Source organism: Pontibacter rugosus, from assembly GCF_042678745.1.
Taxonomy (GTDB): domain Bacteria; phylum Bacteroidota; class Bacteroidia; order Cytophagales; family Hymenobacteraceae; genus Pontibacter; species Pontibacter rugosus.
This window is the reverse complement of the sequence record NZ_JBHTLD010000146.1, coordinates 1-13,043: the sequence shown is the minus strand read 5'-3', so window position 1 is coordinate 13,043 and position 13,043 is coordinate 1. Positions and strand designations below refer to the sequence as shown.

General features: G+C 42.8%; 10 protein-coding genes. 3 read left to right on the top strand and 7 right to left on the bottom strand.

Annotated elements, in window-relative coordinates; translation table 11 throughout:
* Positions 1–606: 606 nt before the first annotated feature.
* The 7 genes from ACFQ2O_RS14855 to ACFQ2O_RS14825 all read right to left on the bottom strand — a co-directional run bounded on the left by ACFQ2O_RS14855 (position 607) and on the right by ACFQ2O_RS14825 (position 9,671).
* A complete protein-coding gene (locus ACFQ2O_RS14855) occupies positions 607–1,185 on the bottom strand; it encodes a super-infection exclusion protein B (protein ID WP_377529124.1) in 579 nt (192 codons plus the stop codon).
* Positions 1,186–1,263: 78 nt separating this feature from the next.
* A complete protein-coding gene (locus tag ACFQ2O_RS14850) occupies positions 1,264–3,891 on the bottom strand; it encodes a restriction endonuclease (RefSeq protein ID WP_377529121.1) in 2,628 nt (875 codons plus the stop codon).
* Position 3,892: 1 nt separating this feature from the next.
* Complete coding sequence (locus tag ACFQ2O_RS14845; RefSeq protein ID WP_377529117.1) at positions 3,893–5,458, bottom strand: AAA family ATPase; 1,566 nt, start codon at positions 5,456–5,458, stop codon at positions 3,893–3,895.
* Positions 5,459–7,498, bottom strand: coding sequence for a site-specific DNA-methyltransferase (locus tag ACFQ2O_RS14840; protein WP_377529114.1), 2,040 nt, complete (start codon positions 7,496–7,498; stop codon positions 5,459–5,461). It abuts the gene before it with no gap.
* A 414-nt stretch (positions 7,499–7,912) separates the two neighbouring features.
* Positions 7,913–8,242, bottom strand: a complete 330-nt coding sequence (locus tag ACFQ2O_RS14835) for a GIY-YIG nuclease family protein (protein WP_377529110.1) — start codon at positions 8,240–8,242, stop codon at positions 7,913–7,915.
* Between the two features lie 103 nt (positions 8,243–8,345).
* Positions 8,346–9,164 (bottom strand): IS982 family transposase, encoded by an 819-nt coding sequence (locus ACFQ2O_RS14830; protein ID WP_377529128.1) that lies wholly within the window; start codon positions 9,162–9,164, stop codon positions 8,346–8,348.
* 156 nt (positions 9,165–9,320) lie between these two features.
* Positions 9,321–9,671: a plasmid mobilization protein gene (locus tag ACFQ2O_RS14825; RefSeq protein ID WP_377529107.1), complete on the bottom strand. Its 351-nt coding sequence runs from the start codon at positions 9,669–9,671 to the stop codon at positions 9,321–9,323.
* Positions 9,672–11,088: 1,417 nt separating this feature from the next.
* Here ACFQ2O_RS14825 and ACFQ2O_RS14820 point away from each other — a divergent pair.
* The 3 genes from ACFQ2O_RS14820 (at position 11,089) to ACFQ2O_RS14810 (ending at position 12,949) form a co-directional block, all read left to right on the top strand.
* A complete protein-coding gene (locus ACFQ2O_RS14820; RefSeq protein ID WP_377529103.1) occupies positions 11,089–12,009 on the top strand; it encodes a replication initiation protein in 921 nt (306 codons plus the stop codon).
* A gap of 298 nt (positions 12,010–12,307) precedes the next feature.
* On the top strand, positions 12,308–12,592 hold the full coding sequence (locus ACFQ2O_RS14815; RefSeq protein ID WP_115568038.1) for a type II toxin-antitoxin system RelE/ParE family toxin: 285 nt from the start codon (positions 12,308–12,310) through the stop codon (positions 12,590–12,592).
* Positions 12,593–12,658: 66 nt separating this feature from the next.
* Complete coding sequence (locus ACFQ2O_RS14810) at positions 12,659–12,949, top strand: HigA family addiction module antitoxin (RefSeq protein ID WP_377529098.1); 291 nt, start codon at positions 12,659–12,661, stop codon at positions 12,947–12,949.
* The last annotated feature ends 94 nt before the right edge of the window (positions 12,950–13,043 follow it).

Here is a 13,043-nt window from a genome sequence, read left to right as displayed (position 1 = left end):
TAATAAAGTATTCAATAAGCCATTTCAAACTTCTTTTGAATTTGAATCAAATTAAAACTGCAGGTAACAACAGAATAAAATAATCATCCCATAGCTTTCAGCCATTGTTGTGCAGGCAGCAAGCTATGCATACTTTCAGCAGAGGATAGTGAGTGTTCGCCTGCTTTATTCAATGGATGTTCCCTCACTAAAACAGACCTGTTGCCGCTTGCTGTAAAATCCATGGCCGCAGCGCAAGACAAAAGCGGCATCCATGAGCGGAGAAGCCTTTTACCATAGGCGCTGGCTGCAATGATTTATCTCCCTGTGAGGACAGAGCCTCCCCCTGCATGCTGTCCAGGGGCAACGGAAAACAATGGCTTGGCAACAGTACCTCCAAATGGTTGTATCAACATATCGCTGTTTCGCGGGGACAAGACGTTCATAGGTGGCAAATACATAAGCCCTTGCCTATCTTTTCCCAGGTGGTTACCCTGTGGTAAATTGTTTTGAAGCTGTTGTGTATGCTTAATTCCTGCATCACTTGCTTGGCAGCTTCGCCTCCAATAAGCACGCGAAAGACAGCGGTCTTCTTAACTCCCTCGCTATAATGATAGCGAGGGAATTTCAATGTTCAAGCTGTGACCAATAGGGTCTAAGCTCTAATAATTTATTCATCTCTTCATTAGTAGGCTTCGAAGGATACCCTAAAGATTCTCTTTTAATAAGTGGCTTTACATCCCGATTTATTGAAACAGGGAAAAACATGCCGTAAGGAATACGATGTCTCCCTAGAGAAGAAGCCTGAACTAGTAAGCCTTGATTTATAAGACCTGCAACAACAGCATCATCAATAGGCATTGTAAGGGTACTCTGATTATATAAAAAGAACTCTCTTAATACAGATTTCTCTATGGGGCCTAGACCACTGATAATACCTCTGATTTCCCCTTTGAATTTCCTCTCTTGTCTATAATGGTTACCCTGCCCTATCAACCACATGAAGAAGTTCATTACGGTTAATCCTGTTGAAAACAAGAAAGCTATACCAAAATAACTCCCATATTTATCAATAAAGCCTTGAAGTTTGAGACTCTGTATGGCTGCTTCGGTTGCAAATAATAAGAAACCTGACAGGAGAGCTATCAAAAAAAATATCTTGGTTGGAAGCTTGGTAAAATCAAACAAGGATTTAACTATTTCCATAGCTTGAAAATTGCATTAACTATTAATTACCCATTTTCAACAACCCGTCTTCTCTCCTTCAGACATATATAACCTGTGTTAAACTTCTGAGGCATCAGTAACCACATCATAACTTACCCCTAATGCCTTAAAGTGTGCCTTTCCACATTGAATCTTTGCCCATTCATAAGCTCGCATTTTTAATTCCTCCTTATTGCCTTTTGTTTCACGCACTAAATACACTTTTTCATCATCTTCCTTTACAATGGCCCAATCGGGATTATAAGTACCTAAAGGAGTGTTAATCTTAAACCAGCTAGGAAGTTTTATAAAGTGCCTGATGTCATGGCGCGTATTCATAGTTTCAGCGAACTTGCGTTCAACTTCAGAATCCACTTCTACTACGTCATAAATACTTTTATCAACCTCTACCATATTTGATATAGCACCTATGATCTCTCGCTCTTTAAAAAGGAACATTTCATACTCTTGCCCATTAATCTGTTCATATTTTATTCCGTCAACCATCAAAGCACGCAATTCACTTGTGATAGCTGATAAAGCCTGATCAAGAAACTGTTGAGGGTTTTGCCGTACTTCTTCTAACCTGCCTGATCTAGTAAGAATTTCAGCCAGCGTTTGTCGGGTTAATTCTGTTTTGGATTGAAGGTAACTAAGTAGATCCGGAATTGTGTTCTGTGATGTTTCATTTATATCGGCCTCCCGGACACTCAATAACTGTGTATCCATTCCATATTCGCTCAGTGTTAGTTGGCTTTTTTGAATATTAATACGAATAGGCTTCAACTTTTCAGCATTAGCTAACTTATGTGCCACACGTTCTACAAGAACAGATGTGTCATAATCAACAGAGTAACGAGTGCGATGCTTTATATGATCCCACAGTTCTACAAAATCAATATTTAAGCGCCAATCAGATTTAAGCTTAGCTGAGCGTGATTCTTTTTTGTTTGTTATTCGATTTGTAAAGCTTACTCCACATTCCACCTCTATTTCTGTCTGAAGCTGGCGTGCAAACTCGCTATAGTGCTCATTAGCAATAATTGTTAATCGATTAATTGATTCATCAAAACAACGTTCACCATTAGACATAACAGGCAAACGAAGACCTCTCCCGATTTCCTGTCGCTTCTTAATTTCTGATTTTGACTCATTAAGCGTACAAATCTGAAATATATTAGGGTTATCCCATCCTTCGCGAAGTGCTGAGTGACTAAAGATAAAGCGCAATGGAGTATCAGGCGATAAGAGGCGTTCCTTATCTTTCATGATAAGTTCATAAGCTTCATCGTCTACAGAGGAGTCTCCTCGTGTATCTTTAGGGACATTTTTGTACATAGAAAAGTAACCACTATGTACGTTTTCTACAGAGGGTAACTTTAACTCCTTATATTTTGGTAGCGCAGATAGTTCCTTGTAAGCCTGTTCAAACCAGAATCTAATTTTACCATCTTCCGAAGCATAATTGACAACGCGATCTATGAAGAAAAGTGATAACACTTTTAGCTGAGCACCTGGTCCGGTGATACCTGGAAGAATATTCTTAATTCTCAACTCTTTATCAAGATGCTCACGTATTGTTTCTTTAATCTGAACCCGTAGTACATCATCTGTTTTTCCGCCATATGGTTCTCCAACATACAGCACTAATCCATTAGTAAAGCTAATGAATCCATCGATCGCACTAATTTCATCAATAATGTAACCGTTATAATTTGTACGCTCACCGGAAAGATCAAATAAATCAGCACCGCTACCTTTAACAGAAACAGTTTTACGCTGTGGTCCTTTATTGGTATTAGTGTCAATTAGTAACTTGGCAGAAACTTGATTCTTTGTAGCAGTGATACCTTGAACGAGAATAAAAGGTTGATTAAAATCAGGCTCATCTAATATAGAGTTTACTTCAATGCGTTTAACCAATTTCAGGTCATAAGCACGAACAGGATCTAATCTATAAACTTGGTTATATAGATTTCGATGAGTAGCGGAATAACGGAATGTGCATAGAGGATTGAGACTAGCTATAGCTCTCTTAGCCTGATCAGACTCCATGCTTTGTGGCTCATCGAGTATCACTATCGGGCATGCAGCCTGGATAAATTCGATAGGCTTGTGTCCTGATAATAAGTCTAACTCACGATGAATAATATTATTTGACTGCTTATTGAAAGCATCAATATTCATGACCAGAATTTGCAAAGCACTGGTTTGTGCAAAATGTCGCAACTTTGTTACTTGTCGTGAGTCATATACCCAAGCATCAAAAGCCACATTATCATATAAGGTTTGGAAATGCTCGCGCATCAAACGTATGCTTGTCATCACACCTTCACGTATAGCTACACTGGGTACTACTACTATGAACTTTGAAAAACCATAGCGTTGATGTAAAGCAAAAATTGTTCGCAAATAGACATAGGTTTTACCAGTGCCTGTTTCCATTTCCACGGAAAAATCTAGCCCATTAAGCTCCTTGTTTATTAAAAGACCATTATACTTCTGTACAGCCTGCAGATTAGTTAGAAGCCTATTTCTATTAAGAGTGAGACGGTTCCCTAATCCAATTTCACTTATCAGCTCAGTTGATGCTGCTAAGTTCAGTTCAAAAGTACCTGATTTCAACGCTTGCCCTTCAAACAGATTAACAACAGCGTCAATTGCTTCATTCTGATAAGGTTGATTACTATCAAATTTAATTTTCACGCTAATGCTTTTGTTTCTCTTCGAGAATATCTTTCTGCTGATTTAACCACGTTCTTACCTCATCTGTATAGCTGGTCCATGATTTAGATTGCGCAGCTACATCTATGATTCTTCCTAATGCACGGTCCCAATTATCACCTAATTTATCGGCTAATAACCGAAGTCTTTTCTTAAAATCAGGTTCAGTAGCAACAACTATAGCGGCTTGAATAACTTGATTTACCTCTATGTCATCTCCTATAGTTATACTTCGGACCATTTCATACAATGTTTTCTCAGGATTACTTTTGCCGATCGGCTTAAACTGTGCAATTCGTTCAAGTGCACTTTGCCGCTTTGAATCAGCGTCTCCTTCTGTTCCTGATAAAGCTGCTTTTAATCTGTTTTCACGCTCACCTTGGGTAGCTTCCACATCGCCGTCCAGTACTAATAAAGAGTGCTTAAGCTTTGGGTCCTTACTTAATATCAGTGCTGCGGCTAGCGTAAAGCAATTGCTTGCAGCACCATACTTTGTATATTCAATTCTACCACCTAATCCCACCTCTCTCACTACTTTTTGGATAATTGCTTCCGCAGTATCATCTTCACAAGAAATTTGGATTGGCTTGTGAGCTTTTCCTGTAAGACGCTCTAAGGCCGCAGGTTTTGTGTCATTGAAACAAAACGTTTTATGTGGTGGAATGGGATGCTGGTATAAGTGCCGTACAGCTACAAATTGCTGAAGCTCTATGTCAGTAACACTTTCTCGGTGAGTGGTGAAAATAATTTGAAGATGCTTTTTATTGGCGTATTCTCCTAAGATTTCTAACAGTCGATGAAGAGCATCAGTATGTAAAAGCAAGTCTAACTCATCTATCAGAATCAACGAATAGCTTCCTGCCTCTAACACTACCTTTAGCAAATTAAAGAGTCGCTGTTCTCCCGCTCCCATCATCAAAGCGGAATAATTAATTCCCTCAAAATCTACCCCAAGCAAAGTACGCCCTTGCTTCGTTCTGTTTGAATGAGACTTGTTATACTTCCTAGATAAAATATAACCAACTTTTTCAAGTACCTCTTTCGACTGCGGATCATTATGGTCTTGAGTTCGATAACGTAGCCCTTTTAGCAATCGCTCTCGTTCAATTTCCGGCACTGCTGACTCAACACCAATATAGTAAGTTTCCCGTTGGGGCTTATTTTTAGCAATTGGACTCCAGCCTCCTAAGCCTTTCTTAACTGTAAGAGACGGTGAATATTCTCTTTTTCCTCTTCTAAAGTAATGGTTAATTGTTACATGAGAGTTGTTCCAACTACCATGAGGGGTACTTGGAAAGAAATTCACATACTGGTACTCTTCCCCTTTTATGATACTTTTTACTTGCGCCTGTCGAAAGCTAGCAGCTAGTACGTGTAAAACGGTTGTTTTGCCAAAGCCATTCGGCCCCATTATAGCTGTAAGCGGCTTGTCTTTATCAAAAGTAATTGTGACATCTACTAAGTTTTTGAGACGCTGAATTCTTAGTCTATTTATTCGCTGCTGCGTCGTTAGGATTGGTGCTTTCAAGTTAGTCTTGTTTGCCATCATCTAAACAGTTTTGAATATTATGCCTAGAGATTGGGCTTCTAAGACAGCATTTGTTTTAAGTGAATCATTCCCAGAGAAAGCAGCGTCAAGACAGAGTATAGCTTGAGGTACAGGTCGCCCTGATTCTATACTGGGGTTAAATATTTCCCGTAGTACCTCTATATTTATTCGTTGAGAAAGGAATATAACAACATTTCCATCTGATAGCGCATAGGCTAATTCACCCGCTACTGAAATAGGCTCTATGGTGCTTGCAAGCGATAATCCACTTTTTAAAACTATCTCATAAAGGCGATCATCATCGGAGCGATTGGGCATAAGATTGTTAGCAAACATTTCTATTTGTTGAGCTAACGAGGTAAAGTTTTCTTTATCTTGCCAGATTTTGAAATTGCTTGAGTCTAAATTGAATGCTCTAAATCCACGTTTCTTCACAATGTTAGGGGAAAAACTCTGTGAATCAACCTCTGTACTATTTAGTTTATTAATTACACGGCGTATACGATCTCGTGTGATATGAGCAATAGTTGGGTATTTAGAGTTATCTGTTTTCTCAGGAAGTTGAACTAATATAAATTGCCGATTACCTCCGTCTTCTTCATTCAGCGTTAACACAGCTTCTGCTGTTGAGCCTGAGCCAGCAAAAAAATCAAGTACTATGCCTGATGTGTCTCCTCCCATCAGATATCGAAATAGCTTTGCAAGCTCTTCGTAATCTTTAGGGTTATCGAAAACCTTTGCTCCCATTAGTTTCCGAAGGTATTTCACTGTAACCTGTGATTGCTTATAAAAATAGCTACCTCGTACTTGTGTGGCAAATCCTTCATCATCTGCTTCATTATCGTCTGAGGATAAACTCTTTTCTATATTATTAGCTAAGGGTCTAATGTGAGCTTTTCTAAATGGTGGCTGTGTATGATCTTCTCTGAATTCCACTAGTCCTAAATCTATCTGCCGCTGCATTTCTTCAGGTTTAGAATAACGCCATCCAGCCTCAGGTATAGCGCACGGCAAACCTGTTTTAGGATGGATTACATCATAACGTGGTCCATTTCCCCCAGGCCAGGATATATCTCGATCACGCCAAGGGCCGTAAGCATCCACTCTTTTATATCGACTCCATTTCTTAGCTGGATGGCTTTTAGGAAGGCTAGAGAACCAAGCGCTTAAGTCTTTTTCAATCGCTAAGTTATTTTCGCCATACTGCTGACGTAGTTCCAAATACTTATTCCATATTTCGCGAGCCCCTGGCTTCTCTTCTCTCCAGATGGTATTTTTGTTTCTTAGCTCCTGCTGCGAACGAGCATAAATTAATAGATATTCATGACCGACTGAAATGAGTTTAGCATCATTCTTTCGGCCTTTCTCCCAAATCATTGTTGCAATGAAGTTTTCCTCCCCAAACACTTCATCCATCAGCAAGCGTAGATTGTGCATCTCGTGATCATCAATAGAGATCATTACCACACCATCTTCTTTGAGTAAATTTCGAGCTAAAAACAAGCGTGGGTACATCATTGAAAGCCAGCTCGAGTGATAACGGCCACTCGTCTCTCTATTCGAAGATGCAGCTGTACCATCCTCCGATAACTGCTTAGTATATTGTAAATATTCTTCCAAACCCTCACGATAATTGTCAGGGTAAATGAACTCATTACCTGTATTATAAGGAGGGTCAATATAAATCAACTTCACCTTTCCATGATAGGCCTTTTGAAGGAGTTTAAGCACTTCCAGATTCTCGCCTTCTATGATCAAATTTTCAGCATTGGACCAATTAATACTCTCTCCAAATTGAGGACGGAGTGTACCTATACTTGGCGTTTGCACATTTCGAAAAGCTTCACGCTTTCCTGCCCATGTTAGACCATATCGTTCCGGTGATTCTTGTATAGACTCACCTAACACTTCACGTAACTTTGTAAAGTCAATCTTGTCCTCGCTAAATATTTGAGGAACGGTTACTTTAAGCTGGTCAAGCAGTGCTTGAGTTAGATCCTTTGAAGATAGAGGTAGCTTTTCAGTTTGAAGCTTGGGCATAGTTAGCAGTATGAGCGTATATTGTAAAAGCGACTATTCGTTATGTCTCAAACGCTTAGTTTTGATAGGACGAAGATAACACTTTCAACCATTTTGCCCACTGAAAAGGTATAAGAGCTATCCTCACGATGTCGAAGCCTGTATAAGGTTTTATTTGCTGTTTCTTATATTTCTGAAATGACAGCCAATCTTTTCGCTTAGCTCCTTCGAGGGAATGAATTAGTTAACAATCCACCACCAGTACTATGTTTACATTTGCTCCAGCACGACCTAATTCTTCTATGTTGACACTGTAGAAAGGCCTTCCTATTTTACATAATCATACTTATCGGCTAGAAAGAGGGAAGGCTCCATAAGATAGAGCCCCCTTCCTTCTTTAACTGTTTTGTGCTTACGCCTCCTTTTTTGTCCTGGTTAGGCCTCAAATAGCTCGAGCTGGTGTGGCTGACAGTAGCGGCTGTTGAACTTTGGTTTAAGTATGCGGATGTAGTGCTTCTCAAGCTTGAGCACCTCTTCCTTGTCCTGGTACTCCTGGAGGTAAATTGCCGCTCCATCAGAGCACTTGTCTTTGTGCTTGACGACTCTCCAGAAGATGTTGCTAGTCTCTCCTACATAGACACAGGTTTCAGAGTCGAAAATCAGGTACAGAAAGTAAGACCTGTTCTCTTTCACATAGCGCCAACTCTTATACTGATGCAGAAGCTCTCTCCTTCTGTACTGCCGAAATTCGAGTAATGAAATCATTTACTTCTTCACGCATGCTTTGTCTTAAACTGAACTCTCAGTGGATGTTCAACAAACATACTGCTATATAAGCTATTGTTTTACTAATTAACCCAAGTTGCGATTAAATACATTTATTAATGGTGTAAGCAAAGAGGAAGAGCACGATCTTTAGCAGAAACCCCTGCGGAGTCACGGCGTGTATAGTTCGTGGAAAGGCCGCTTCTATTTCACTGAAAGCTGTCTCTATTCTCTTCCTCATCACAGTTTTTATGTACTCCATCGCCGGGCTGTCCTTGCGTTTACTGTTGCTTTTGCGCTGGGTAAGCAGGCTGACCTGCTCGCACTCCAGGAGCAGGTCCTCAAACTCATAGTTGGTGTAGGCGCTGTCCCCGTACAGGCTGCTCTCCGGCGGCAGGTCCAGGTGCATGGCCTGCAGGGCCTTGCCGTCGTGCACGCTCCCCGCCACTATGAAATAACTCACCGGCAGGCCCCCGGCAGTGGCGATAACCTCCACCTTGAACCCGTAGAAATACTCCCTTTTGGAGGCGTTGTAGCCCCTGTAGGCCTCACCCTCCAGCAATCTGCACCGGTTGATGCGGACATTGCGGCACACGGCCACCGGGAAGCTGTCTATCACATACTCGCCTGTGGTGTTGAGCTGCCTGAGGCTGTCGCCCAATGCCAGAAAGATGGCCGAGATCGTTTCGCCCAGCCGGTGGAGCATCCGGTTGAAGTTGCTCTTGTGCGGCATCCTGCACTTGTGGTGCTGCTGCATGTAGCCGCTGGCCGCCGCCAGGTTGCCGCCGAAGTAGCGGGCCGACACCAGGGCCGTCGTGATTATTTCCGCATCGCTGACCTTGCGCTTGGCCGACGCTTTTTTGCCCGCTACTTGCAGGTAATCATCAACAAAACAGTAAATTGCTATCGTGAAGTCATTCATGGCAAGTAAGGAATTAAGTGTGGTTACTTTTTCCTTAACAAGCCTGAGTGGCTTCATCGTTTACTAGCCAATACTAAATCGCAACTTGAGTTAATTATAAGCAATGCACATTGCACAATCCGTATTACGGAATACGGAAAAACGAAGAGTGTGCTTTCAGCGCATAGTGCGCAGGTAAGCGCGGATGGCTTTCACGTACTCTACCTCTACCTGCAGGAACTCCTGGAAGTAACGGTTGTACTCCGAAATCACCCTCGCCTCCACCATGTTGTTCTTTTCCAGGTAGTGGATGTACTTGGCAACCTGATTGATGTTATTGCCGATTCGATTCAGCTCACCGCCTGTTTTATCCAGGGCCCGGAACAGCTTTTTCGGGTTATGAACAGGTGTATCGCCAGAGGCAAAAACCTTCTTTCTCAGGTACTCAGTCTGGTCTTTGTAGCCTGCCTCCCGGACCTGCTCTGCCAGTTGCTCACGCTCTTTTTTAGTAAGTATGAGCTTCACCATGTAGCTCCTCTCCTCTTCTCTTCTTCTGCCAGCCGCCTTTCGGGCTCCAGCTCTGGGCCTGCTCTTCGTTTTCCATTCTGGTATTCTTTAAAGATTATGAGTCGCGAATAATCTGCACCCTGATCCCACTACGTGGGGAGCGGGGCAAGAGGTTTTGAGGGCCCTCAAAACACATCTTGCAAAGAAAAACCCGGAGAGGTAAATCACATCTCAGCCGCCTCCGAATTTTGACCGCTGACGGGGCATTCGTAGGCGCTGTGAGCGCTTCTGAATTTGGACATAGCTTTGCCCACGTTTACAGGTGGTGCCCTAAGAAGGGCTGAAAATGCGCCACCTGAATGCGGAGTTTTTGAGGCAGTTACAGCTGGTTCGTTTCCGCTGCAGCCTGTCAAATTCTGACACAGATAATCAAAGTTTGATAGGGGGTAACGGTTTGTTATACCCTATAGCTGCCCTAAGAATCTCTGAGGGCAGCTAGTCTACTATCGTTTTAACCGGTAGTGCCTGCTATACGAAAAGTGGATAGCAGGTCTGCAGCTGGTGTTGGGATGGCTGGTGGCAGGTCCCCAGACTTTCCAGATTTTAGCCAGGCTTGGAATCCCCAGTTATGGAGAGCTGGCGCTTGCGAAATCGCAACCCGCAACACTCCTGTTTCTTTTAAGTGTTGTTTAGGGAACCGGTTGAACCGGGCTACACAGATTCGGGTAAAAGCGCCACCTTAAGCAATAACCTGCTTTACACAATGCGTAATCCGCAATGCGTTTTCCTTATTCCATAATGCGGATTACTTATAAAAAGTCGTTTTTAGGTCTGTATATCCCCATTGACCTGGCACGGACACGGTAGCCTCCTGCTCTGTTTTGTGCTAAGAGGAAAATCGATTTTCCGCCCTTCTAAGCGCGCCAACTCCTCAGCAAGGCTAGCCACGTTTTTTCCCTGAGCGCTCAATAGCGGTAAACTGTGGCTCTCCTATGGCCAAAATTCGCAGGAAGTCCCACCAGTCACCCTGCAGGCACTAAACCTTACCCCTGCATCAACTAAAAAATTAGTTGCCAGGCCCCGGTGCTCTTTTTGTTTTTGCTTTTTTTGCTTCCCCCCTGCTCCTGGATACTTTAAACAATTTATTGAGTCCCCTAAATGCTATGGCGCGGTAGCGCCCAACACAATCTTGTGTATTTGTATATATTTGTTCTATTTGCAGGAGCTGTAAGAGTCAGATTAACAGTGAGATACAGCGTCTTACAACGACTTTTTATAAGCGAAAAACGACTTTTTATAAGCGAAAAACGACTTTTTATAAGCGAAAAGACGACCTTTCATAAGTCTATCGACGACCTTTCATAAGCGAAAAACGGCCTTTAGTTTTAATAGTCGTTTTATTTGTTTCTCTTTCTTATATTCGCATAAAACCTCTGAGATGCCTAGTTCTAAAGAAATCGAAATACGTCAGCATAACGCCATCACTACTGCGCGCTATGACTATTCAGCCTGTCAGTTGGATATCCTCTTCTACCTGCTCTCCAAGCTCAAGAAGGAAGATGTCCCTGACCAGACATACCGATTCTACAACAGGGACATTGAGGCCATGACCGGACGCCAGTGGAACTATCAGCAGCTCCGGGAGGCAACTGAAGATATGGGCTCGCGCATGTTCTCTGTGGAGGACAACAAAGAGTACCGGCAGATGTGGATGTTCCAGGAGGTAAAGTACATGAAGGGAAAGGGCTGCTTTGATATTATACTCTCCAAATCCATACAGCCCTACCTGTTTGAGCTTAAGAACAACTTCACCTCCTACCAGCTGCACTCTGCCCTGAAGCTCACCAGCAAGTATGCTAAACGCATTTACCAGCTGGCCAGCCAGTGGAAGGACATCGGCGAGACGTGTATCTATCCTCTGGACCAGCTCAAGATAATGTTCGGGCTTAAGGATCCGAGCGGCAAGAAGGCAGAGCAGTTTGAGCGGATAAGCGACTTGAAGAAGAAGGTACTGGATGTCGCGGTGCGCCAGATTAATGAGCACACTGACCTTACTGTAAGCTACCACCTGGTTAAGGAGGGCCGGTCCTTCCAGGCTGTTCGCTTCTACATCACCACCCAAAAGCCGCAGCAGCTCCCCATACAATTTGACAGGCCGGTTGAAGAGACACGCCAGCACAACGCACGACAGGTGCTTGAAGGTTACGGCATTCAGGACCCTAAGCTCATTCAGCAAATACTATCAGACGAGAAGCTGACCGACAACCTCTTCAAGTTCAACTACGAAATGAAGACTGGCAGAAAGAAAGCAGACAAGAACCCAGGCGGCCTGCTGCTGAAAGTGCTGGGCCTGCGGTAGCTGCGCAAAAGAATAAAGACAAAAGGGGAAAGAAAAGCAAGAACTTATATCCTGTCTACTCCCGCTAAATGTGCTAACATGCTTTATGTACTAGCAGTACTTGTTGCTCTTTATTTACTAGCTATGCATACATTACTAACAATACCTTCTTTACTAACTTTTCTAACATAGTTAGAGAATATAACACATATAGATAATCAGAGCCCTTGCTAGGCTGTGCAGGTACTATAGGGCAGCAGCCTGATTTTTATATGGCATCTTTGTTGTTACTTGAAACGTTACAAGTTATACTTGCAGCATGATTGTGAGTTTTAAACACAAGGGGCTGGAGCGCTTCTTCTTGAAGGGAGACGCCTCAAAGCTTAACCCGATGCATCTTGATAAGATTCGGAAGATACTTATCCGCCTGCATACAGCGCAGAACGTGCAGGACGTGAATGTCCCGGGCTGGGACCTGCACCCGCTGAAGGGCAACCTGAAAGACCATTGGTCAGTGAAGGTCAATGGCAACTACCGGGTCACTTTCATTTTTGTGGGAGAACGGGTCGAGGTGCTGGATGTAAATTATCTGGATTACCATTAATTAAACCGCTCGCAAAAATAGGGAGCAACTTGAAACTATATTTCTTAGCTACATAAATTTTCAGCTATGTTAATGTTTAACCCGCCGCATCCCGGCGAAATCTTAAAAGAGTATACTGACGCGACAGGTCTGTCCATCACGCAGATTGCAGAGAAGTTGCACATGAGCCGGAAGGTTCTTTCGCAAATTCTCAACTGCCATGCCGGCATCAGCGCAGAGATGGCATGGAAGCTATCGGTGGCTTTCGGCACTACGCCAGATGTCTGGATTAACCACCAGAAGCAGTACGACCTATGGCAGGCAAGCCAGCGGGTAGACCTGTCTAACATCGAGCACCTGCTAAGCCCAGCAGCCTAGTGTGCTCATGCAACTTTGATAACGGAAGCTTCTCTTAACCGAAAGTTTCTTTTATTTCTAATGTTTCTAACATTGTTATATTTGATATAAAATA

Excerpts from the sequence above, each read along its gene's own strand:
- ACFQ2O_RS14840 (WP_377529114.1), bottom strand. The coding sequence starts at position 7,498 with ATGCCCAAGCTTCAAACTGAAAAGCTACCTCTATCTTCAAAGGATCTA.
- ACFQ2O_RS14820 (WP_377529103.1), top strand. The coding sequence starts at position 11,089 with ATGCCTAGTTCTAAAGAAATCGAAATACGTCAGCATAACGCCATCACT.
- ACFQ2O_RS14830 (WP_377529128.1), bottom strand. The coding sequence starts at position 9,164 with ATGAATGACTTCACGATAGCAATTTACTGTTTTGTTGATGATTACCTG.
- ACFQ2O_RS14825 (WP_377529107.1), bottom strand. The coding sequence starts at position 9,671 with ATGGTGAAGCTCATACTTACTAAAAAAGAGCGTGAGCAACTGGCAGAG.
- ACFQ2O_RS14835 (WP_377529110.1), bottom strand. The coding sequence starts at position 8,242 with ATGATTTCATTACTCGAATTTCGGCAGTACAGAAGGAGAGAGCTTCTG.
- ACFQ2O_RS14810 (WP_377529098.1), top strand. The coding sequence starts at position 12,659 with ATGTTAATGTTTAACCCGCCGCATCCCGGCGAAATCTTAAAAGAGTAT.
- ACFQ2O_RS14845 (WP_377529117.1), bottom strand. The coding sequence starts at position 5,458 with ATGATGGCAAACAAGACTAACTTGAAAGCACCAATCCTAACGACGCAG.
- ACFQ2O_RS14855 (WP_377529124.1), bottom strand. The coding sequence starts at position 1,185 with ATGGAAATAGTTAAATCCTTGTTTGATTTTACCAAGCTTCCAACCAAG.
- ACFQ2O_RS14815 (WP_115568038.1), top strand. The coding sequence starts at position 12,308 with ATGATTGTGAGTTTTAAACACAAGGGGCTGGAGCGCTTCTTCTTGAAG.